The 25,748-nt window shown below is 31.0% G+C and carries 16 protein-coding genes; 6 read left to right on the top strand and 10 right to left on the bottom strand.

Features of this window, described 5'->3' with window-relative positions; all coding sequences use genetic code 11:
* Window positions 1-138: 138 nt before the first annotated feature.
* Window positions 139-3,438 carry a reprolysin-like metallopeptidase gene (locus tag IU405_RS01805; protein WP_197436917.1) on the bottom strand — a complete coding sequence of 1,100 codons (3,300 nt, stop codon included), beginning with the start codon at window positions 3,436-3,438 and terminating at the stop codon, window positions 139-141.
* Window positions 3,439-3,503: 65 nt separating this feature from the next.
* Between IU405_RS01805 and lipB the strand changes: the two genes are divergently transcribed.
* Window positions 3,504-4,205 (top strand): lipoyl(octanoyl) transferase LipB, encoded by a 702-nt coding sequence (gene lipB / locus IU405_RS01810; RefSeq protein ID WP_197436918.1) that lies wholly within the window; start codon window positions 3,504-3,506, stop codon window positions 4,203-4,205.
* Window positions 4,206-4,488: 283 nt separating this feature from the next.
* Here lipB and IU405_RS01815 read toward each other — a convergent pair whose 3' ends face one another.
* The 9 genes from IU405_RS01815 to IU405_RS01855 form a co-directional block, all read right to left on the bottom strand.
* Entirely contained in the window at window positions 4,489-5,475 is a 987-nt protein-coding gene (locus IU405_RS01815) for a hypothetical protein (protein ID WP_197436919.1), read from the bottom strand.
* Between the two features lie 18 nt (window positions 5,476-5,493).
* Complete coding sequence (locus tag IU405_RS01820) at window positions 5,494-6,759, bottom strand: hypothetical protein (RefSeq protein WP_197436920.1); 1,266 nt, start codon at window positions 6,757-6,759, stop codon at window positions 5,494-5,496.
* A gap of 45 nt (window positions 6,760-6,804) precedes the next feature.
* Window positions 6,805-7,524: a toxin-antitoxin system YwqK family antitoxin gene (locus tag IU405_RS15865; protein WP_410896736.1), complete on the bottom strand. Its 720-nt coding sequence runs from the start codon at window positions 7,522-7,524 to the stop codon at window positions 6,805-6,807.
* On the bottom strand, window positions 7,428-7,703 hold the full coding sequence (locus IU405_RS15600; protein ID WP_231749452.1) for a hypothetical protein: 276 nt from the start codon (window positions 7,701-7,703) through the stop codon (window positions 7,428-7,430). The genes IU405_RS15865 and IU405_RS15600 overlap by 97 nt, the downstream gene beginning before the upstream one ends.
* A 723-nt stretch (window positions 7,704-8,426) precedes the next feature.
* The gene (locus IU405_RS01835; protein ID WP_197436921.1) at window positions 8,427-10,925 is read right to left on the bottom strand and encodes a beta strand repeat-containing protein; all 2,499 of its coding nucleotides are present in this window, start codon (window positions 10,923-10,925) and stop codon (window positions 8,427-8,429) included.
* Between the two features lie 28 nt (window positions 10,926-10,953).
* Window positions 10,954-11,748 carry a DUF3050 domain-containing protein gene (locus IU405_RS01840; RefSeq protein WP_197436922.1) on the bottom strand — a complete coding sequence of 265 codons (795 nt, stop codon included), beginning with the start codon at window positions 11,746-11,748 and terminating at the stop codon, window positions 10,954-10,956.
* Between the two features lie 2,703 nt (window positions 11,749-14,451).
* Window positions 14,452-15,195, bottom strand: a complete 744-nt coding sequence (locus IU405_RS01845) for a LytR/AlgR family response regulator transcription factor (RefSeq protein WP_197436923.1) — start codon at window positions 15,193-15,195, stop codon at window positions 14,452-14,454.
* Between the two features lie 69 nt (window positions 15,196-15,264).
* Complete coding sequence (locus IU405_RS01850; RefSeq protein WP_197436924.1) at window positions 15,265-18,885, bottom strand: response regulator; 3,621 nt, start codon at window positions 18,883-18,885, stop codon at window positions 15,265-15,267.
* A 542-nt stretch (window positions 18,886-19,427) separates the two neighbouring features.
* Complete coding sequence (locus IU405_RS01855; RefSeq protein WP_197436925.1) at window positions 19,428-19,739, bottom strand: hypothetical protein; 312 nt, start codon at window positions 19,737-19,739, stop codon at window positions 19,428-19,430.
* Between IU405_RS01855 and IU405_RS01860 the strand changes: the two genes are divergently transcribed.
* From IU405_RS01860 to IU405_RS01880, 5 genes are all read left to right on the top strand, one after another.
* On the top strand, window positions 19,732-19,899 hold the full coding sequence (locus tag IU405_RS01860; RefSeq protein WP_410896735.1) for a hypothetical protein: 168 nt from the start codon (window positions 19,732-19,734) through the stop codon (window positions 19,897-19,899). The two genes, IU405_RS01855 and IU405_RS01860, sit on opposite strands and share 8 nt — an antisense overlap.
* Window positions 19,900-20,180: 281 nt before the next feature.
* Entirely contained in the window at window positions 20,181-21,065 is an 885-nt protein-coding gene (locus tag IU405_RS01865; protein WP_197436926.1) for a restriction endonuclease, read from the top strand.
* A gap of 11 nt (window positions 21,066-21,076) precedes the next feature.
* Complete coding sequence (locus IU405_RS01870) at window positions 21,077-21,391, top strand: HNH endonuclease domain-containing protein (RefSeq protein ID WP_197436927.1); 315 nt, start codon at window positions 21,077-21,079, stop codon at window positions 21,389-21,391.
* 601 nt (window positions 21,392-21,992) lie between these two features.
* Window positions 21,993-22,949: a hypothetical protein gene (locus IU405_RS01875; protein ID WP_197436928.1), complete on the top strand. Its 957-nt coding sequence runs from the start codon at window positions 21,993-21,995 to the stop codon at window positions 22,947-22,949.
* A gap of 267 nt (window positions 22,950-23,216) precedes the next feature.
* Window positions 23,217-25,748, top strand: a 2,532-nt coding sequence (locus tag IU405_RS01880) for a beta strand repeat-containing protein (protein WP_197436929.1), incomplete at its 3' end; no start/stop codon positions are given.

Here is a 25,748-nt window from a genome sequence, read left to right on the forward strand (position 1 = left end):
TTGGATTTTTCGCCACGAATTCACAAATTTTTAAAAATTTATCATCAAAATTGTTTTCATCTTTGATGAAAATTCGAATTTAATGAATTCATAGTCATCATAAATTCGTGAATTCGTGGCAAAATACTCTTAAAACACCTATTCCACCATCAATTTTCTTGTGGTTTGTTTTGTTCCGTTTTTGACTTTTACCAAATACATTCCTGAAGAAAGATTGTCGAAATTAATATTTTCAGAAAAGTATAAAGAACTATTTTGATAGTTTTTCTCTCCGATAAATCTTCCTGTAATGTCATATAATTGAACACTTACTTTTTGAGAATCATCTGCATCAAACTGAACTTTAAAAGTGCCTTTTGTAGGATTGGGAAATAAGTTAAAGTTACTAAAAGCAACATCTCCAATAGAAGCTGTATTGTCAACAATCACTGTATAATCTTCAGTTTCTCCCCATTCTGTCAAATGATCAGCATCGCAAGCACCTTCTCCAAATCCATCATCAGGATCATTATATTCAATAATAACGCGCATTCTTGTAGGGCCAAAACGAGCATCATTTGGCACTGTAATAGAACCAGTTGCAGTCCCAATAAGCCCAGAAATTGTTCCTAAAGAATATCTTTCAGTAGCATTGTCAAAAACAAAATCTTGATTCCAATCAATAAATACAAAGACATGATCTTGAAATCCATCAGGGTCTAAGGTTACAGAAATGGGATGTGAATCTCCTCTTTTTACATTGGTTGAAATGGCAGTAAAATTCTCATAGCCTCCAGTTGTATTATTTCCTGAATTATTATTAATAGTATTGAAAGTAACATTGGATATATACTCTTTTCCACCTACTTCATCCGTAAAAGTTGACGCGCAATAGGATGGAATGAGAGTCGTAAAGGAAAACGGATTTGAAAAACTCCCTTCACCACAATCATTTTTAGGTTTTATACGCCAATAATAGGTAGTATTTCCTGATAAATTAGTAGATGTATAAGAATTGGTAGTCACATTTCCTGAAGATACAATTGTTGAAAAATTGATATCTGAGGCAATTTGAACATCATACGAAGTGGCATTGGCATCCAAATTCCATTGCAATTGCTGACTCAGTATAGCATTCACAGCATTATTTTGAGGTGAAAACAACATCATTTTACCAAATTCGGAAGAAGTTACTTTTAGCGTCACGTCAACATTTTTAGTAATAGATGCACTTGTTGCTTGCACACTAATGGTATAATCTTGTGCGGAAACACCATTCAAATTAGAGATTGTTAGGGTCACATTTCCATCTGAATTGATGGTGTTGGGACTAAAGTTAGCCACGGAACCTGAAGGCAAACCTGTAGCTGAAAGCGTTGCAGTTTCGGTAAATCCATTGACAAAATCGAAATTTAACACAAAACTTGCTGTTAAATTTCCAATATTACATACCGATTGAACACCACTTGTATCAGTCAAGACAAAAGTGGGAGTGGTTGATTTGATTTCAAAATTTATAGGATTTATTTGATAGAATATATTGTCTGCGGCTTCTACCATAATTCTTGCAGAACGTGTTGCATTGTCTGGAATAACAATAGTTTCTGAACCGTCATTAGATGTCGTTGATTTTAATGTTATGGGAAATGTCAAGCCTCCATCAATAGACAATTTGATATTTACATTTTGACAATTGATTGGAGCAGCTTTAGTGGTGCCAACTGTCCATGTTACAGTTTGTGTAGTCCCAGTATCATAGGAAACAAAACTGCTTTGTGAAGTAACAGCAAACGGAGTGGCATTCACAACAGTAACTTTGACATCATCTCTTGCCAAACTTGCTCCTCCAGCGTTATTGTCTCTTACTGTAAACGAGAAATTCAATTCTCTTGCAACAGATGGAATGCGTTCCCAAGTACTTCCTATGCTGCCATTTCCGGCAATTACCGTCGTTATATCAGGAAAAAATCGTGTAGGTGTTGTTTTTGAGGGCAATGAGCGAAACATGGGTCCAACAGCATTTGTTTCAATTGGTGGCATTGTAGCTGATTCTTTGTCTAATTGTTCCCAATTATACGTCAATGATTGCAAACCATTGGCATCTGTAGCAATTCCTGACAACTTAAAAGGGGTTGAAGCTGGAATGCTATAATCAGCACCTGCATTGGCTGTAGGCGCAGCATTATTGGTATTGGTAATTGCTGCACAAGTACCAGAGGTTATAATGATGTTCCACATTTCAGCAATACTCACTGCATGAAAATAATCATCACTTTGGTTTTGAACATTGGGAGCACAAATTCCTGCATATCCCATAATGGTAGAGGCGCTTCCTGGTTCTATAGCTGTTGAATTATTTCGATTACAATTGTTGTTTTGTGTATGATTTGCACCAAACTGATGTCCCATTTCATGAATCACAAAATCTATATCATAGGCATCCCCAACAGGTGATGATCTTCCTGTAACTCCTCTTCCCTTTTGACCAGTAATACAAACCACTCCCAAACCTGCCAAACCATCTCCTCCAACACTAAATATGTGCCCAATATCATAGTTGGCATTGCCAATGATATTGTCACATTTTGTTTGCACTTCACTGATCATCGTATCTGGATCTCCATCCGTAATTCCATCGGTATTTTTATCTAAAAAAATAAGCTGGTCATTATTGCTTACCAATACCATTTTGACAGCTAAATCCTTTTCAAAAACACCATTTACTCTGGTCATGGAAGTATTCATTGCCGATAAAATAGCTGCCTTTTTTACTTGGTCAGTTGCTGTTGACGGAATATTTTGTTGATTGGGTCCCAAATGAAAATCGGCATATTCTCCACTACAAACCAATGCCAATCTAAAAGTTCGTAATTTCCCGTCATTGGGATTTTTTGCAAATTCCAATGGAGAAAATGCTGTTTTTGAAGTGGTTTCCTCCACCAAACATTTAAAATCTTCCTCTTCTGGGGATAAACTGCTTCTTTTGTACACCAAATAGGATTTGTTGTCTTTCGTGTAGGGATCAATGTAAACTGTTTCTTGTTTTCCAGAAAAAATCACCGCATGAAAACCATCTGTTCCTATACTGATTTTTGCAACCGAAGTTGCGTCATCAATTCCTTGCGCAGTAAAAGATTGTATTTCTGGAAATTTACGTTGCAATTCCGCATCAAAATTAGACGTTTCTCTAATTGTAAATCGTTTTAATTGACCTGTTGCATCAGGCAATTCAATGATTTGTTGACTCGTTGATTTTTGTTGAGCTATTGATTTTTTAAAAAAATCAAACTCAAAAGTGACCACTTTATAGCTTTTCGGGAAATTATCTTTTTCATAGAGAGGCTTACTTTTGGGGATATATTCTAGTGATTTGAGCTCATTCCAAAGTTGTTGAGATTGAACAGAAAATCCAAAAAACAAAGTAAATATGGATAGAAAATAGGAGTGCTTGAATTTCATTATAACAATTTTAAGTCTTATTAAACCTCCAAATATAAGGAATTAATTAAATTTGCTTTCTAATTATGAACAGAAAAATACAATTACTTGACCTTGGTTTGAAAGACTACAAAGAAGTTTGGGAGTATCAATCCCAATTGCTTGAAGAAATCGTTGCTACAAAAACCGAAAACCGTAAAAATCAACTTCAAAAAAGTACCCAAAACCACTTTTTATTTGTTGAACATCCACATGTGTATACCCTTGGAAAAAGTGGGGATTTGAGTAATTTACTCCTAAATGAACAACAATTAGCGGCAAAAGGAGCTACTTTTTACAAGATAAATCGTGGTGGAGACATCACCTATCATGGACCTGGGCAAATTGTAGGCTATCCTATTTTAGATTTGGAAAATTTTTTCACAGACATTCACAAATACCTTCGGTTGTTAGAAGAAACCATCATTTTAACCCTTGCTGATTTTGGCTTAAAAAGCGAAAGAAGCCCAGGCGAAACAGGAGTTTGGCTAGATGTAGGCACGCCATTTGCACGAAAAATTTGTGCAATGGGCATTCGTTCCTCACGTTGGGTGACCATGCATGGTTTTGCCTTAAATGCCAATGTAGATTTGGGCTATTTTGACAACATCATTCCTTGTGGCATTCGTGGAAAAGCAGTGACCTCTATGGAAGCTGAATTGGGAAAAAAAGTGGATGTACAAGATGTAAAATCTAAAATTCTAACTCATTTTAAAGTGCTTTTTGAGGTGGAGGAATATTTCATGTAGTATTTTAGGTGACACTTTTGTTTGAGCAAAATTGTCAATTTCATTAAAATGTTTATTTTTTTTATTTTAAATAATTACACCCAATGGGTTTTCTATAACTAAATAAGTTGTGTTTTAATCAGTAGTAACTTTAACTGGAAGCTAAATTTGTATATCCATTCTATTGTTTATAACATCTTGTACCTTTTTAAAAAGAACTTTAGTGATTAATGATTCATGAATACCCTCTACGACTGTTTCTGCTGCCTCTTTATAACATTTAATAAAATTTTTATTTTAAATACTAGTCTTGTTTTATAGTATCCAAATATTTATTTTCACCAAACATTAATGTAAAACTATTCATGTTAGGTTCGTGAAAAATTCTTACCTCTTTATTTTCATTGGTTTTGGTGAAAAAATAAGTAAAAGTGAACCAACGACCTCCACCAAAAGAACTACTATGTTCTTCTGCTTCTTTATTTGTAAAATCATAACCTGATAATTTTAGTTCTTTTTTTAGTAAAGATAGGTCTTTTAACATATTAATTTCCTCTTTAGAGTTATAATCGTAGGGCACAATTGCCATCACAACTTTATTATCTTTTAATCCAACTGTATAAGTAGAAGCATATTCATTGTCTTTTTCGCTGGCTTTTACAAAATCCCATATTTCAAGACCCGTTTCTTTGTCTTTGTTATTGTCTTTATCCACCATACCATTGATTTTCAATATTTTTTTTGTGTTATCTAAGTTTTCTCCATTAAGAGAGGAAATTGTTTTCCATGTCGTGGCGTCTTTATATTCCGTTACTTGTGTTGAATTTTGATTACTTATATACTTATTTACTTGGTTTTCTTCAAATTCCTCAACTGCTTGCTTTACAGCTAGTATGTCTTTTTTAAAAATGAAACAAGATAAAATATTATATTTATCAGATGAATTTTCAGTAGTTTTTGTAAAATTAGTTTTAAATATAAAATCACATCGTGTGTATATTTTTGAATCTTCATAGTGTTCTATATATTCTGCATATTCAAAATCCTCCCATTTTATATTTTCATAATACTCTTTATAAACTTCACCATCATAAGTTTCGATTGAAGTAAATGTTTTTCCACTCAGTTTTTGAGATAATTTAACAAGCTCTTCATAACCCATGTCTATTTTGTTTATTTTATCTAAATACTTTTGAATTTGAGGAAATTCAGCGGATTTTTGACTATAAATATTAGTTATTGAAATAAAGGTAATTCCAATTATTGCAAAAATTGTTGTTAGTTTTTTCATGGTTTTTATTTTTAAATTTTATTTGTTTTTAACTATCCCTTCTATAAAAAAGGCAAATAATGTATCATCAGCAGATTCATAAACAACATTTTTATTTTTATCTAAAAGTTTGAATGAACCGAAGTCACTATTTTCAAATTTACTTTGAACCTTTTTATCTTTATCGAATATTTTGTAAAATTCGAACGTTAGTTTATTTGCTTTTCTTCTGTTTTCTGTATTGGATTCAAAAAAATTATTTTTTTCGTAATTGGCATCTACACCAGTAAATACAACAACTATTTCTAAATTCATGATTTTTGATTCTATATATTTTTCAACATTATTACAATCATTATATAACCTTCTTAAACGGCCTAGACTATCCGATGATTCGCTGTTGGATATATCACAAAAGTAAATAAGAGTAAAATCGGATTTAATATCATATAGGTTTGTTTCTCTATCTCGTAGTCCAACATTTCGATTTATTTCTAAATCCGGAGATTTGTAGGAAACAAATGGTTTCTTTTTTATATACATATTATCTTTAAAGTAGTAGTTTCCTTGTTTGGATTTAGTAAAGTTACACTCATAGTCAATTTGGTTAGTATTGGTTAGATAAACTTTTAAGTTTGTAACGCCATTGGATTCTGTAATTACTTGTTTAAAGGAAGCGTTGTTTTCTAGACATGGAACCATTTGATTTGTGTAGAATTTGGTTTGTGAAGGAATAATTTTTTTTAATTCTACCAAAGAAAGTAAACTTTCTATTTGATTTATAGTGATTCCGCTTGTAACTGTTGAACCAACTATTTTTAAATCTTTATCCAACCAAAACAACATTGGTGCAGCTTGTCTGTCTTCAAACGTTAATTCGCTTTGAAAATCAAACAAACTAATAAGGTTTTTGTCATATAACGGATTTTCGTTGCTAGTTTTTAGGATAAAATCTGAATCTTTTTCATAATTTCTTTTTGAATTACAATTTATTGCAACAATATTATATTTTTTAAAAACGGTACTTGTGGCTAATGAATCTAATATTTTTTTTCCTCTACGATCAAATGTAAACCAGGTAAATACTAATGTTGGCTTATTTTTAAATTTTCTATCTGTTCTTATATAATTGATAAAAGCTACTTCTTTATTAGCAGCTGTTTTTACCTTACATTCATTAAATGTTTGGTATAAATTATATTTGACCGGCATTCCTAGGCTAACACTATCAATTGTTCTTTGCGCTTTAATAGATAAAATACAAAAATAAAAACAAAGGATAAAAAATATGTTTTTTGATTTCATTTTTTTTCTTTTTTACAGGTTCACTTTAATTATAATTAAACTATATTAAAATCCTCTTTTGTCATACCAATCTTTTAAAATTTCAAGCACTTCTGTTTTGTCTTTAGGCCAAATTTTACAAATAAAAGATTCTACTTTTTTATTTTCTTTACCAAATTCTTCGTCTATAATTTCAAGATTTAATGTCTCGTAAAAAATAAATTCTATTACAATAAAATCTTTATATTCATTGAATTCATATCTATAAAGTTCATCCCATTTAATATTAGAATAAACTTCTTTCCAACTTATATCTTTAGATTTTAATGTTGAGATGAATGTGTTTACTGTGATTTTTTGGCTAACTTTTGTAGGACTTGTGTATTGATCTATGTTTACTACTTTATCTAAATACTTTTGGATTGGCGGTATATTATCTGATTGTTTTCCGTCAAAATATTTAATAGTTTCTACTAATTTACCGTTTTCATCATAGAATTTCCATTCACCAGCTTCATTCCCTTCGATATATTTCCCAATGGATTTTAGTTTTCCGGTTTCATAATAAGATTTCCATATACCGGTTGCATCATCATTCTCAAAATTTCCAATTTCTTTTAACTGACCATTTTCAAAATAATATTTCCATTCACCGGTTTTAACCCCATTAATTGATTTTCCTAAGTATTCTAATTTTCCATTTTCATAATATTCTTTTTTTTCATTTTCTTTGGTTTGACTAACTGCAAAAACCGAGATAAAAAAAAAAAAATTAACAGTAGAGATTTGTTTTTTTTCATGATTTTAAAGTTTAATTGTTTTTGTTTAGTTTTTATTAATTTTTGAAATGCTTTATTAACTTTAGTTTTATCAACTTCATCATCTACTTCATAATAAATATTTAAATTGTATTCTTTTGTCGCGCTTTTAATGACTAATCTACCACAAAGTAGTTTAAGAATCATTTGATAATTTACAGTTTTATCGCCAAAATTTTCTAAAATTTAGGCACCATTTGGGTAAATGCTAAACCTATACGCCATCTATTCTGAGTTTCAAGTGTGTCTATTTTTTTTTTTGAATTTTTCTTGAGCTTCAACTAGGTTTGTAATAAAAATAAATAGTGAAAATATTTTTTTTATGTTATCATAATTTAGATAATACCTAAATGTAAACTAGACTATTCCGTGAAATAAGTACTAATAGACAAGTGGACAATATTGCGCACAACCGTAATTATTATTAATGAATTATTAAAAAAATTAATTCACTTAATTTTAATTATGAAAAAAATCAAAATAAAAATGAGTTAAGATAGATGTTACTTTATAAACATGAACTTACTAGGTTCTTTAATAGGTGTTAGTACACAATATTTTCGCTTTAGTCTTCATTTACCAAGAAAATTAAAAAAGTAATAAACCAACTAAAATACAAAAGCATTAATTTTGCATATATCCACCACTCAAAAACATTAAAGCTATTTGTTACAAACATACTAATAAGGGTAATTGTTGTAAAAATACAGAGGTATAACAGCATGTACAAAATATACTTACCAATTACTCTTATAAAATTCATTCAAAATATTTAATTTATTGTTTATTTACTTTTTGAATTTCTTCTTTACAGTGCATTTTATATATACTAAAGTTAACTATACCACTAAGCTTAGCTTGTGGAGTTAGCTAAAAACTTTGTGCAGTAACAAGCGTTACGGTTTTTTCTACTACGTCTTCTACATATACATTGATATCAGAAGGCAATGTGTGATTCGCAATTCGTATTGCAAAAGGAGTTCCTGCTTCTTGGTTTATTACAAGTGGAACAGTGATACTGTTCATGTGATCTAAACTCATCGCGTTGATACCCATATTAATACCATTGTCTTGTGCTAAAAGTCTTGAACTTAACGCTGAACCTTGATTGAAAGCGCCTGCATCATACCCCGGGTCTAATCCTAATGTTAACCCTTCTTTAAAATAAAACTTCGTATCGCCAAGTTTCTTTGTATCCTGGTGCATTTCCAATACCAACTCATAACTTGTTGCTAAGGTTTTAGAGGCTATAAAATCATCTGTCCCTACTATTGTTTGCATTGCTTTTGTAAAACTAATAGTTTGGTCTTCACCACTTCCTGCTGCTGCAACAAAAAATCCTTGGCCTGGAGCAATATAAGTGGCTGAACTAGTATTGTTATATATTGTATACCCTGAAGAATTCCAACCATAAATAGCCTCAAAGTTATCATCTAAAGCTGCGGTATTGATGGTTAAAAAATTATGAGTTCCATCAGCATTGCTATTTCCATTTAGATACGACGCAAATGGATTGGCAATTAAATTCCAACGCCTTCCTGCACCCGAATTAGTAGCGTCGTTGTTATTTATTGTAACACTTTGATTTCCGTTGGCAATAGCTCCTGTAAAATTGAGGGTAGCTCCTGTACTAGTATCGTAAGTCGTAGTTACAGATCGATTGCCATTAGTAGTAAGACCATTAACGCGTGGATTTGGCGTTACACTGTAACGAATATAAGTTGCTGTCTCCACAAGACTTGTAACGGTATAGGTAACTCCTAAAATTTCTATTTTACCATTCAAATTATGTAAATTTGATTTTATTGAACTGTCTAGACTCCACTTGTCACTTCTAAGATTTAATTGATTTGTACCTGAAGTCACATAAACTTCAATATCAGTATGACTGTTATTTATTGTTATTGCTGTGGTTGCCATCTGGTATCCTTGGCCTAATTGTAAATTCCCTGAAGTTGCATTCGTAGCATTTGTCCAAGTATCATTAGTATTGTCATAAGAGCCTACAGCATAAAAGCTTCCGTTTGTTGCTATATTGGCATTTTGTATGAAAGTACTAAAAGGCAATCCTGATACTGGAGACCCTATCAAGTCCCACCCCCCACTAACGCTATTTACATAGCGGTTGTATGTAATATTCCCAGAGGTAGTGCCACTTACCAACAAGGATGAAAACTCATCTGAATCAGAGTTTAAAGTAACGGTACCCCCTGTATTTGTGAAATTACCAATTACTGATAGCGTAGTTCCTTTTGATAAAGTTAATGATGCACCACTTGCTATTGTAATGTTATTTACAGTAACATCTACACTCGCAGGAATTATTGGATAATTTGACAATCCAGAAGGTATTGAAACATCATCTATTGAGGTGGGCACTGATCCTAAACTCCAATTGCTGGCAGTGTTCCAAACAGTATTAGTAGTACCATTCCAGGTGAAAGTAAAAGAAGATAATGTGTAAGGATTTACATTTGTATTCCAAACTGTGCCATCTGTACCTATTAAATTGTTGTTTGCATCGGTTGTGTTAAAAGTTCCATTTGACACATAACAATTTGAAAAGATTGCACTTCCACTCTCCCAATCTGGTTCACATATACCATTGGCATTTACACCTGTTAGTAAACCATTGGCATAACAATTATTAATTTTACTTGCATCATAATTATTGGTAGCAGCAATTCCTGCAGCACTTTCTCCTGAGATATTTCCCAAACTATAACAATTAGAAATGGTGCCATTCATAAAAGCATTTCCAAGAATACCTCCTGAACGAGTATTTGTCATATCACCGGTAGAATAACAATTTGTAATAGAAAACCCCGCACCATTTCCATAACTCCTTTGACCAATCCAACCACAATACTCTTTTAATGAAGAATTATTACTGATTACTCCAATATTTCTAACAACAGATCCTGCATATCCGGCAATACCACTTTGACCTAAATAATCACCATTATTTACTAAGCCACTGTAATTAGTTATACCGTTTAATGTAATTGTTTTACCATTACCCTCAATTGTTACTCCTGTACCACGGATTGCAAAATACATATTTGCATCATTAAAAATTAAATTTTCAGCAATAGTTATAGTTACATTAGCATTTAATAATATGGGTAAATTATTGATGTGATTATCAATCCAAATTTGGTCAATAGTGGTATTTGTAGTAATTATAGTTGCGCTACTTCTTGATGAATCCCCTCTATTTACTCCCCCTGCATTCGGACCTATAGTGCCTCCATAAATAGTAACTGGCAACGAGTATGAATCCAAAAGACTCTGATGTATTGAAGTAGAAGTATTGATGATGGTTCCTGCATTAATTTCTTTTGAAATAAAAACTAGAGTAAGTATCAATATAAATTGATTTATTTTTATATGCATTTTAATTTATTTTTTTTGAGGGTTTATTTGATAAAATTTCATTGTAAATCCCATCCCAAAGCCCTATCCTTTTTTGTAAAGTGTCAACAATCGCATTTTCAGCTTCTAACCATAGTTTTTCATCAGTTCCACATAGATTTGCAGTCATTTCTAGAGCAAGATGGCTGTGTTGGCCTCCATCAACTTCAATATGTCTTTCTAAATAGTATTTAAAAGTTGAAATACTCTCAGGAGATTTCTCATGGAGTCTGTCAACAATTGATAAAAACATATCAGGAATTAAATCTTCTCGTCCAAATGTAAAAATTGCAGATAATAAATGATTTTTATTGGTTTCTATAATGTGGAATGTAGATCTAACAAAATCAGCAGCTTCCTTAGGTGCCTCAGAAACCGATAAAGCATAATCTAAAGCTGTTGTCATTTTTAGAATGCTTAACAAAGTTTCTATTTTGTTAGTATCTGCATTGCACTGTTTCATTGCGTCTAAATAGATTTCAAAATGACTTTTTCTAATGCCATGTTGATCAATATCTGATTCTTCTCCAATAACAATTTCATTTATAAGATACCTTGTATCTGCAGATCCTTTTGGATACCAAGGGATTGATGTGCATGTAAGGTTGTTTTGAAGTGATTTCAGCAATGACATAAAATCCCAAACTGCATACACATGATATTGCATGAAAATCTTTAAATCATCAACACTTTCAATTGATGAATACAGTTTGTGATTGATAATTTCATTGCGTAATGGTTCAATTCTTTTTTGAATGTTTTCAATATGATTATTCATGTTTTGAGTGAGTATGATTTTAAAAATGAATTTCTAAAAATTTCATATATAAATTTCATTGTTAGATTTTGGCTTTAAAGATTTACAAGTTAGAGTATGGGAGATAAATACACTTAAAGCAAAACAAATAAAATCTAAAATGAAAATATAATAACTATAAATTAATGATATCTCTTTTAATATTTTCTTGTTTCACAAGTTCTCCTTTCAACATATGTTCCTTGTAAATTTGGTAACTTACTTCTTTCCAATATGTAACGACACCAGTATAATAATCATAGTAACCTGGAACAGAAATGAAATATTTAAATTTTTTCATATTTATTGTAGAGTACTGGATGTAAATCTTATTTTTAGTTTGTAGCTTTAAGGATTAATGAGAAAAGAACTCATTGGGGGAAAATTCACTTAAAGCTACACCCCTAAAAAAATCTAAAAAAAAAATTAAGCACTCAAAATACTCATGGTAAAAATAATAATGTAAATATGCTTATTAAAGTGCAAATAGATAAATGGGCTTATGTAAGAACAATCGGGGTTCTTTTAGTAATTATATAATTTATTCTATGTGGAGTAGCCAATAAAAATAATACATCATATTTAGTTTCACAGCAAGAACACTGTATTGGGGAACTAAATGGAAATATTTTAAAGGCATATTTTTTATTTTCAATAACTTCAAGAATATTCGAATTATGACAAACTAAACACTTCATTTTGTTTTTCTTTGAGGGCTTTTATAAAAATAACTTGTTTTATTTTTTTAAAACATGTTAAAGGTATACTGCTTTTAATCCATAAAAAGGAGGTAAGTAATAAGTGGACGTTTTATAGAATAATCGAAGATGATTTACTAGGAATTAAAAGTTAAAGTAATTTTTATTTTAAAATTTTTGTGTCGTTTAGTTTAATAAATTTATTGATTGATAAACAGTGATTTTAAGTTTAAATAGAAAATAAATTTTTTCTATTTAAACTAAATTATGGCTGGGTTGTAATTAATCGAGCAGATTTAATAAAGAAAAGTAAATAATAAATTTATATTTTTTAGAAATTTTGAATCCAGTTAATTTTTTGGATTAAAGAGTAACTCCATTTATAATTTTATATATAAAAAAAATTTAAATAATTTATAATTTTGAGAGTTTAGGATTAATAGTTCTTATCAAGTAAAAACTTAAAAGATAACTTTTATATAGGTTAATTATGAAAATTAACGTGATTTTAGGGTATGATAATTATTTAAAAATTTATTTGCTAAAAAAACAGATTTCTCTATGTTTTTTACTTCATCATAATTAATCAGTATTCTCGAACTTGAACCATCAGAGAAATGAACATTTAAATAATATTCTTTAATTTTAAATAATTTAAAAAAAAAATTTAAAAACCGTAATTGCCTGATCCAATGTTTTTGATATACAAATGAAAATCTTAATATATAATCAGTTGAAAGGTTTGGTAAATAGGTTCTTTTGATCGTATTAAAGGATTGTTTGGAAATATCAAGATTATTATTCATAAAGTAATTATTAATACATAAAAAAGATTTTTTTAATTAAAAATTATTAATAATAAGTTAGAATAAAAGCAAAATGCTTTTTTGTAGGTTACTGAATATTTAGTTTGTGGCTAAGAGAATGTACAGTAAAAACTACTGAGGGAAACAAACTCAAAGCCACACCCCTAAATGACAGTGAAACTAATTAGTGTACTGAATTTCCTTTTTCACTAAACGTCTTTTTAATTTATGTTTTAAATAAGTAAAGTATCCAATTTTTTTCCATTGTGTTACTGTACCATTCATTCTATCATAAGGACTACTACATTTAGCTACAAAGTATTCATAGGTAGTTTTTTGTTTAAATAAACTCATAATAAATTTACCAAAAGATTATATTTTTTTTAACTTAATAATAAGCATTTAAACAACCTATATAAATAAATTAAATTAACTGATTATTTCATAGTCCAATATTAGTTCTAAATTAAAAAAGGCATATTAAGAAAGTAATAAGTGAATTAATAGGAGAATAAACGTATGTGTTTTTTTATTTTTAATCTTGATATTTTTTAGAATAAGAATAAAACTTATGATAGAAAATTTTGAAATTGTGAATCAAATTTATTTTTCTAAAAAATGCTTTGAAAAAAAGTAAAAAAAATAGACAGAAAATGAAATTTTTAAAATTTGACTAAAGTCTTAAAAATAAAAAAAATCATGTTAAATTAAGTTAAATTATGAAAGTACATTAAATAAAAATTATAGACTATTTTTAAATAATCTTTAAAAACTGTTAATTGAACATTATAGACATATAGTTCAATTGTCACCTTTTTAAGAAACCTAAAATCCGATTTAACTTCAAAGTTTTAAAATAAGTGGTAGAAAAATAAAAAGATATTTTATAGAAAGTTATCTATGAGCATCATATTTTTAAGAAAAGCCTCTCTCTTTTTTTTTTAATTTAAAATCAACACTAAAATGATTAAAAAATCAAAAACTTCAGATAGACCAAAAATAACAATAATTTTAAAGCCAATTTAAACTTACTTTTTTATCTGTTAATTGGATTTGTATGATGTTACAACATACATACATATATTTTTCTTATGATATGTTTGTTAAGTTATAAATTGATGATTTTTTTTTAAAACCGACATTATCTGACATACAATAAATAGACTTAAACGCTTTGTTTATTACAAACATAAAAACTTCCGCAATTCTTGCATACGCCTTTTTGCAATTGGAAGATTTTTACCATTTTTAAGAACACAATAACTACCATCAGTTCTAAATACATTATCCGTTTTACTTATATTTAAAATGTATTTGTGATGTATTCTAAAAAACAAGTTTTTAGGTAGTATATTTTCATAAATTCCTATATTTTTTGATACTATCTTGGAGGATCCATCTTCCAAATGAAACTTAGTATACTTTCCATCAGCCTCTACATACAATATGTCATTTAGACTCACAATTTCTATCATAGTCAAACCAGGAATTGCAATCACATCTCTAGTAATAGTATCAAAATTTGGTGAAGTTTTAGATTCAATTGTCTCATTTAGTTTCTTACCTAATTTTTGAATGGTTTTTTGAAAATCTAAAAGATTTATAGGTTTTAAAAGATAGGAAGTAATCGTATGTTCATTTAACGCCTTTAGGGCATATTCCTCAGAGGAACTGATAATGATAATCTCGGAATCAATATTTTCAAATTCTTTCAAGATATCTAAAGAATTTTTTTTCTGACCAAGTTCTATATCTAAAAAAATAACATCCGCTTCATTTTGCATCAACAATTCTACGAATTCTTCAGTATTAGTTGCTTCCCCAACAATTGAAATACTTGGATAATACTTATCGATAAGTTCCTTCAGTATTTCAACATTCATGATGTTGTCTTCTACAATATAAGCTTTCAATTTACGTGACATTCAGTTTTTTTTAGTAAGCTACAATATGTTTTATTAATGTAAGCTATAATTAATTTTTATTTTTAGTTATTATTTTAAGTGATCGTATTTCAAACTTTCACTGGTTGCTCTTAAAATTTGGATGACTTTCTGAGTATTTAATGTAAACTGATAGTTCATCGCTGAGTCCATATCAAATGCCACAATTTCATTTATAGGTCCTTTCAAAGAAGTAATTCCCATCTGCTCTATGTTTGGTTTAATTTTATGTATTACTTTTTTAATGAGTGCAACATTTTCAGTTTCCAATGCTTCTTCTAAAATGATCGTATTATCATGAACTAGTTGAATAAAAAGTAGGATCATTTTTTTTATAAAGTCAACATTTGATCTACTTAATTTTCCAAATTCAGTTAAATCATACAAGGGTTTTTCAACGAAATTTGTATTTAACGAATTCAAATTCTTCAATCGTAAAGTATCTTTTTCAGTACTCAAAACAGTATTAATTTTTCTAAAAAAATCTTCTTCGTCAAAAGGTTTAGTAATAAAATCATTCATCCCTTTTTCCAAATACAATTCAATATCATGTTTAAATGCATTGGCAGTAAGCGCAATAATTGGCGTTTGAATCTGAAGATTTTCACGAATATAGGTGGTTGCCTCTACTCCGTCCATTATGGGCATTTGAATATCCATCAAAATAAGGTCAAATTGTTGCTTTTGTAAAAGCTTTATTGCAATAAGCCCGTTTTCAGCCTCGACTGTATCAAACCCCAGATAACTTAAGCTTTGTATGGCAATAAATCTATTCATATCATTATCCTCAACAAGGAGTACCCTTTTTCCCAAAAAAGTTCCTTCCTGAACTTCTTCATGTTTCGATTCTAAATTTTTGATATTTCCTTTTTCAAACGTTACTTGAAAAAAACATTGAGTTCCTTGATTTTTAATACTTTTTACAATCATTTCACCTCCCATAAGTTTGATCAAATCATTTGAGATTGTCATTCCCAAACCACTTCCTTCATAACTTCTATTTGACATATTTTGCTCTTGTGAAAATTTGTCAAATATTTTTAGAACAAAATCTTCAGACATTCCAATTCCAGTATCTGAAACCTCGAACCTCAATGTTTGAGTATGATCAGTATCATCAATTAGCTCTAAAATTAAATTGATAGTACCCTCATCAGTAAATTTGATTGAATTACCAAGAAGATTGATTAAAACCTGTTTCAATCTGGTATCATCACCTAACAGCACTGGATGAATTTTTGGGGAAAATTCTAATTTAAATTCTATATTTTTTTCCAGAGCCTGAGAATATAAAATAGAGTGGACATTGCATACCAATGCACTTGGGCTAAAGGTCTTTTTTACAAGCTCCATTTCACCAGATTCTATTTTTGCAATATCAAGAATATTATTCAATATAGTCATGAGATGCTTCGCAGAACTTTCAGACTGTTTCACATAAAATTGCTGATTTACATTTAAATTTTCCTTATTCAATTGTCTGATCATTCCTATAATTACATTCAAAGGTGTCCTTATTTCATGACTCATATTTGCCAAGAAAAGTTCTTTTGCTTTGGATGCAGCTTCTGCAGAGATTATTGCCCTTGCCAATTCTTGTTCTAGTTTCTTTTGTTTAGTAATATCCAAATGAATACAAATTCTTCCAATTAACTGACCTCTTTCATTATAATTTGGAGCACTGCTTACAAACCACCATTTTTTGTTTCCTTGTTCATCGGTTATATCAATTTCATAACTACCTGAAACTCTCTCTTCTCCTTTAAAATAAATAATATTTGATGCATTTGCATCTAAAAAAAGTTTTGTTGCCCTCTCTCCCTTTAACTTTTCCAGTTCGTAGCCAGACATGTCACAAAAACTCTGATTTGCAAATATGATAGTATCATTCAAATCAACTTCAAGCAATCCAAGATTCATGTTTGCTATGATATTTTGAAACTTTTCCCCCTGAATTCTTAACTGATTATTTAATTTTTGTCTGTTTCGGATATTGATCAACATCATTCCAAAAAGAGATAAAATTTTCTTCTCTTTTTCGCTATAAACATGATGTTTTTTTACAGAATCAAAACCCACAAATCCAATCAAATCCTCATTATTTAAAATGGGGATAGTCAATAAACTTTTAATTCCTTGAGGAGCTAAAATCTCCTTTAAGGCATTTTCTCCAGGTTCTTCCTCGTTCAGCAAAAAAACATCTGCAACATAAAATGGCTCACCTTTTTGATGTTTTTCTATCCATTGAGGGATGTATTCAATGGGTATTTGCTGCAGATTATCTATTTCAGGAGTAATATCATCCTTACACCATTCAAAAGTATTGGAGGTTGTATTAGTCTTAAAATCGTAATCAAAAATATATGCTCTGTCAGCATTCACAAAAAGACCCATTTTCTCCAAAGAACTATTGATAGTTAACTCTAAATCTTCTGGTTCTAGATTGATATAAGTAGAGGCAATATCAATCAATGCGTTTTGAAGTTCAATTTCATTATCTAACGATTTTTTAGCCAAATATTCTATAGTTCTATCTGAAACAACGCCATCCAACCTGATAGGATTTTGATGTTCATCATAAATATATTTGCCCTTATTTCGTATCCATTTGATTTTTCCTGAATTCGTTTTAATACGATACTTTACATTAAAATTGCCATTTTTTTCAAGACCTTCAACTAATTCTTTCGCAATATGTTTGTCCTCAGGAACCATGACTAAATTCCATAAATTATTATACTCAAGAAATACGGAATCCTCAACTTCGAAAATACATTTTACACTTGGTGTTACAAATAATATTTCTTTATCTGGTATTTTTATAGAATAGACAACATCCGTCATTTCATTAAAAATGCTCTCTAATTTTTGAGTAGTTTGCGCAAGCTTTAATTCTTGTTTTTTTCGATAACTAATATCCTTTGAGATTGCAATTATAAAATTTTTATCTTTGTAAGAAGTCATTGTCACGGTAACTTCAACAGGAAGTGTTTTTCCATTAATCTGATTAATATTTTCACCTTCTGTAATAAGTGGACTATTATCTTTTAGATCTGCAATATGCTTTTTCCAAGCAATGGGATTATTTTTAAAATTCTTCTCAAAATCTGATACAAAATACCTATTAGCCTCATGTTGAGGTATTCCTAATCGTAATGATGCTTCTTCGTTTATATGGTATAATCTTCCAGATTCCTCAGCTATTTGAACAGCATCAGAATGTTTATTAAAAAGCTCACTGAGAATATTAAATTTTTGTTGCTCTCGCTCTTGACATAAGTCTCTTCCCAACTGACTTACTACTTTTTCAAGCTCAAAAAACATCGTGTCAGAAAAAATATTCTTTCTTGCAACAACGAGCCATCCAAAGCCAAACAAGGGAAATCCATAAACAAATTTTTCTTTGATAATATCATAAAAGGCTTCATTGTCTCTTTTAGCTATTTTTTGAGAAAATTCAGTCAATATTCCATTCCATTCCTCATTTACTTTAATTGCTTTTGGTAGTATATGAGTCCATTTTGTTTGATCATATATAGCAACCACAAAACAACTCAATTTCCTTAAGTATGTTGAAAGAATTATAGGAAGATTTTTTTCAGAATCATTTTCAATTCTCTGATTCAGTAATATTTCAAGCAGTACTTGATTTTCTAATATTTCTCTATCCATTAAATTACAACAATTGTTTTATTACATATTTTAAAAAATGAGTTTTTAGCATTTACTATTTATACGACACTAAAAACTCCATAAATCTTTAATAATTATTTCTGTATACCTTTTCAGAGAGCAAATTGCGAGGTATTTTGCAAAATTTTGCTAAGGTTATCTTAAAATTCATCAAATTTTATATAAAAAATTCAAATAAATTTTCAACAAAACTAAAGTTTATCTTATTATTATATAGTTAAAAACAATAAGAGGTAATAAGTGGATGTTTTTCAAAAAATATACGTACTATAATTAGTACAAATGGTTTTTTTTAAATTTTAAAGAAAGTATTTACTAAATTCAAAAATTCCTCAACATTGATATTGATAGTAACTATTTAACTTTCTAAAATATTCAAATTTTAAGATAACCTTAGCAAAATTTAGGAATTTTCATCTAAAAAGAACAAGGTATAGAAGAGTATCATTTAAAATTGATGAATTCATTGCAAAAAACATCATTATTAAGTTACAAATAAATTACTTCACTAAATCTAAAGACTAACCCTTCACCCCCAAAACTCGAACACCAACATTTCCTTTGGAATGCAACATATACGGTACGCCTTGATGTTCCTGATACATCCGCATTCCCAAAACATAAATTGTGATAGGCAGAGATTTAGTTGCAAGGACTGGTGTCAAAATCTGTTGCTTTTCGGTATTTTCTGTACCAATCCAAACTACTGGTGCTTCACACAATTCATAGTCAAAAGTATCAAAATCAATATGCAAAACCCCATATCGAAAGGCAACATGCGTAGCACCTTTTGGCAATTGTAGTAGAGAAGTTTTTAGGTTTTTTATGTGCAATACCCCCGTTTCAGCATCAATTTCATACTCAAATGGCATTCGTGGAAAAGCAGTGACCTCTATGGAAGCTGAATTGGGAAAAAAAGTGGATTTGGAAGATGTGAAATCTAAAATTCTAAATCATTTTAAGGTGCTTTTTGAGGTGGAGGATTGGGTGTAAACCCTCCATTCTTATTGCATATTGAAACCAACTACATAAAAATCAATGTGCTACTATCCTATTTGCTAAGGTTTTGAATTTTTATATACGCCGTTCTTTTGGTGTAAAAATGAAGTGCTGTTGCTGTTTTAAAAAATTCTGTTACTATCGTTTGTAAAACTGTTACTAACTATTTGATAAATAGCTTGTTTTTGTTTTGTGGATTGGGGAGAGTTGTGTAAACTTGCGAATATAAACTAGTTGTGCTTAATTAAGGCAAACCATACTAAACAGGATAAAATATGGAAATACCAAAATTTCATGAGACTTTCATCCCGATTTTGAAAGTTCTAGAAAATGGAGAAACTCTTCAAGCAAGAGAATTGTATCAAAAAGTAATTGATAAATTCTACACAGAACTTACGAAAGAGCAATTAGAAGAAAAAACAAAAAGTGGAGACCTTTTAATAATAAATAGAATTGCTTGGGGAAAATCTTACTTGAAAAAGGGCGGATATATTGAATTTCCAAAAAGAGGATTTGTAAAAATAACAGAGAAAGGAAAAGTTAATGCTAAATCGGTCTTGACTTTAAAACAAGTTGAAAATTCAGATAATTACCTTGAATTCTATAATGAAGAAAACTCTAAAAAAGAATCGACTCCTTCAAAAATTGAGAACGCTTCTCCACAAGACCTGATTGACGAGGGTTTTGACCAAATAGACATTCAAGTAAAAGATGAATTATTAGAAAAACTAAAGGAAATTGACCCATTCTATTTTGAGAAAGTAATTCTTATTCTTCTCAAAAAAATGGGTTACGGTGATTTTGTTGAAACAGCAAAAACAGGAGACGGGGGAATTGATGGGATAATCAATGAGGATAAACTTGGACTGGACAAAATTTACATTCAAGCTAAACGATATGGAGAAAATAAAGTCCGAGAAAAGGATATTCGGAATTTTATTGGTGCAATGAGTGGAGACACTCAAAAAGGTGTTTTCGTCACGACATCAACATTTGATTCAGGCGCTACGAAAAAGGCTCATGATGCTCATCATACAATAGTACTGATTGACGGTTTGAAATTAGTAGACCTTATGCATCAATATAATGTAGGAATTCAAGTAAAAGCAGTATACGAAGTCAAAGAATTGGACAATGATTTCTTCGAAGACAATAATTAATTTAAAACTTTATGGCAAATCGTTGGGGAATACCAAAGCATGTTGAAGAATTTGTAAAAAATAGAGATACTAAATGTGTTTATTGCGGGGTAGAATTCTCGATTGAAAATTCCTCCCCTAAAGACAAACCTTCATGGGAGCATATTGTAAATGATATCAGAATTAATGGGGCTGATAATATAGCTCTTTGTTGCATGTCATGTAATGCAAGTAAAGGTTCAAAATTACTTGAGGATTGGCTTAAAAGTGACTACTGCAAGAAAAAAGAAATAACGGTTGATTCTGTTGATGAAGTTGTAATAGAAGCATTAAAAAACCCCCGATAGTACAATCATCACGCTCATACCCCAAAAAAAACCCCCACCAAACACCCCCAAATTTAAAAAGCACCCATCACCTCCCCCATTTTCAAGGATTTCCTTAAACACTTTATTCCATTCCGTAAACTTATTATAGCATTCCGCCATCTAGATAATAGCATCCGCTATTTTGTTGATTTATTCCGCTTTTTGTTTACTTTTTATAGCTCATGTTTTACAGCATTCCGCTATCCCTTTATAACATTCCGTCACATTAATACAATTTTCCGTCATCGTTTTAATGCATTCCGCTAGCGGAACATACCATTACGATGACGGAACGTACCATTACGATGGCGGAACATACCATTACGATGGAGGAACATACCATTACGATGGCGGAACGTACCATTACGATGGCGGAACGTATCATTACGATGGCGGAATGTATCATTACGATGGCGGAACCTGCCATTACGATGGCGGAATGATATAACGGTTTGAAGCAACGCCATGAACTACTGAAAAAACAGGGAAAATACCCTAAAAAAATGGGTGAAAACCCTGAAATTTTATTTTTAAGTAAGAACTACATTAGTGCCATAAACCTTTAAAAAATAAATTAGTTATGAATCCAATTGAAATTATTAGAAATTACAACGGCACCGATGCCGAAATGACCACTACATCAAGAGTAATATACAATTTGTTACTGGGCGAGCTTGATAGATTTACTTCATTCGATGCTACAATCAATGCAGACTTTGCGAATGACTTTTTAGATGCCATCATTAATGCTGAATCTGTGGTTGCAGACACTGCAGTGATTGACATTCAAGTGCAAAAAACAGAGTTGATACAGACTGCCATGGAAAAAGCAAAAGAAAAGTATGGAGATGTAAAATATTTTGTGCAAAAAACATTCGCTAAAAGCATAGGTGCGCAAAATGAGTTTGGCTTAAACGATTATGAACGCGCCAGAAAAAGTGCCATTCAAATGGTGCAATTTTTAGAAGAAATGCACAAAGCCTGTGTCAAATATCAAGCGCAATTAGTGGCTAATGGGTTTAGCGCTGCTGCAATTGCTGAAATTCAAACCATTAGAACTGAGTTACAAAACGCTACTATCGACCAAAAGATATTCAAAAAAAAGCGTCCAAAAAATACCGAAGACCGCGTTACTACGTTGAACGAATGTTATGAAATATTAATGCAGGTCAATGCAGCTGCACAAAGAGTGTATATGAATGATTATGCAAAAAGACATCAGTTTGTTTACAAACCTTCTACAAAATCTGCAAATACAGTATCATTTAGCGGTGAAGTTGCGCCTGATACTGTTGCCATAGCAGGTACCATTCCTTATGCTGCTGACAATGTTTTTACATTTATAAATGCTGGCTTGGTGCCCTTGGTATTTTGCTTGTCAACAACTACCGAAATTGAAGGGATAGAAGTTGCGATTGGAGGTGGCGCCACAGTGACAAAAACTGCCTTAGAATTGAATGCAGATGCTACCAATATATTGGTAAAAAATACGTCATTCACCGAAGTTGGGCAATATGAAATTGAGGTAGAGGTGTAAAAAATGGCCAATTTATGCACCAATACCCGAACGCCTCATCCATTGATGAGGCGTTTTTTTGTAAAAGCACGATATCAATCAATAGATATCTTATAAAAAATGAATAGAATTTTAAAAATATGCTAATATTTTAACCTTTATTTTTTAAGAAAAACAATCAATGCATTCTTAGTTTAAGGCAAGGTTATCTTATGGTTAAATGAGGCTTAGGGCACTCTTATTACTTTATTTTCTATCTAGTTTTGTACTCAAAAATTAAAACAAATTATGAAACACAAAAACATTTTAAAAATTGCTATTTGCTTTTTTCTAATCTCGGGGTTTAGTTATGGGCAACTATCAGTAACAACAACAAACACCAATTTTACTATCAGTTTTGATGCAACTGTTAGTGGTGTAAATAATGGTCAAATAAATGGAACTGGATTCGCAACTTCTCCTTCTGCTGGTCAATTAGACGGAAATGCATGGAGAACAACTGGTTTTGGTAACAATCAAGCCTTTGATGCAAGCTGTAATACTGCAGATTGTGGAAGAGGAACAAGTGCTACTTCTACATCAGGAGGGGTATATGCATTTGAAGTAAGTACTGGGGATTTTGCTTTTGGTGTAACCCCAGCAGGTTCAGACTTCACTCCTGGTGATATCACTTTAAAAGTTGTCAACAACACTGGGGCTACAGTTACAAGTATGACAGTATCATATGAAGTTTGGGTTTTAAACAGTCAAGCTAGGTCAAATTCCTTTAATTTTGCTCATAGTTCTGATGATTCGAGTTATACTAATGTTACTGCCCTTGACTTTACTTCAACAGAAGCTTCAGATGCAGCAGGCTGGGTAAGAACAGACAGAACTACAACAATAACTGGGCTAAATTTAGCAAATGGAGCAACATATTACTTACGATGGAATGGAGATGATGTTGGCGGAGGTGGCTCAAGAGATAGATTTGCAGTGGATGATATTACTGTAAACATGACTGCTGGTGCAGCAACTCCAGGTATAACATTAACTCCTGTTTCAGGAAACACAAACGAAAGTGGTACAACTGCAACTTTTACAGCCGTGCTAAATGCACAACCAACTGATGATGTAGTGTTAAATATTTCAAGTGCTAATACTGACGAAGTAACAGTTTCTCCAGCAACACTTACATTTACAAATGCAAACTGGGAAACACCTCAACAAATTACGTTAACAGGTGCAGATGATGTATTGTTTGATGGTAACCAAGATATTACTATTACAGTTTCTGTAGATGATGCAAACTCTGACGATGATTACGATGCAGTTGCAGATGTTACAACTACAGTAACTAACGAGGACAATGATGTTGCTCCTTCAATTGGTTTTGCGACAACAACAAGTTCAGAAACTGAAACAGATGTAACTTTTACAAGTGCAAACATTGCAATTACAGTAGCAAATTATTCAGGCGAACAAATTGACATCAATGTGTCTGTAACAGGTGGTACTGCCGAAGTTGGTGATTATACTTTTACAACTCCTACTCCATTGTCTTTTTCTGCTAATGGCACTCTAAATATCACCGTTGACATTAATGATGATGCAGATACAGATAATGAAACAATTATTTTTACTATTACAGAAACTAGTTCAGTAACTGGATTGGTTATTTCACAAGCTACACATACATTAACTATTAGTGATGATGAAGCACCAGCAGGACCAATAGCAGGAACAGTATTCATTACTGAAGTTCTTGATTCGGACAATGGTTTTAATAATGACTATATGGAACTGTATAATAATTCAAACATTCCTTTAAGTTTAATTAATAGTAAGTTATTAAGATTAAGTGCTGCAGGTGTTTTTGAATATGCCTACGATTTTGGAGTAGATGAATCAACAGCATCAGCTGACTTAGTTATACCTGCTTACGGATTTTTGATTATCGCAAGGGGTGCCACAAGGGCAGACTTTAATACTGCAAACAGTATCACATTAGACGCTGGTGTGAATTTTAATGGTGGAAATACAGAATTATTTTTTGGAACAGGAAGAAGATGGCAATTAGTAAATGGAGGAACTGCTGATACAAACGATGGTACTTTAGTTGACGATACACTTGCAGGTATTGGAACAACAAAAGATTACAGAGATATTTTTACAGGTGCATTCATAACAGGAACTCCAAGTGAAGGAACTCCAGGTGCATTAGAATATTTAGTTTACAATGGTGGTGCTTGGATAAATTCTGTTGCTATGGATGGCACAACAGGTGCTGTTAATGCTTACATTTATGATGATTTAACATTATCGTCAAATGCACAAATTAATGATTTAGGTGTTGCTTCTGGTGGTAGTTTAACTATCAACTCAGGTGTTTCATTAATCGTAAACGGAACTTCATCAGGAAACGTAACTTATAACAGAAACTTAGGAACAGAAAACTGGTATTTGGTTTCAAGCCCTGTTGCAGGTGAGACATATGACAATGCGTATATTGCTGCAAATTCATTGGCAATTAATGGTTCAAACAATGCTATTGGTTCTTATACAACAGCTGATAATACATGGTCTTATATGCAAACTGGTGGTGGAGCTACTTTTACAGCAGGACAAGGCTATTCAGTAAGAAGAGCAACTAGTGCTGGTGCAGGAAATATTTCTTTCACTGGAACTATCAATACTTCTGATGTTTCTGTTGGAGTAAGTAACGCAGGAACAGGATTTAACTTACTTGGAAATCCTTTTACGTCATTCATTAATAGTGCTACTTTATTAACTGATAATGGTACAAATTTAGTTTCAACTGACATTTGGGTTTTTAATCAA

Origin of the sequence: Polaribacter sp. BAL334 (genome assembly GCF_015767435.1) — a bacterium.
GTDB lineage: Bacteria > Bacteroidota > Bacteroidia > Flavobacteriales > Flavobacteriaceae > Polaribacter.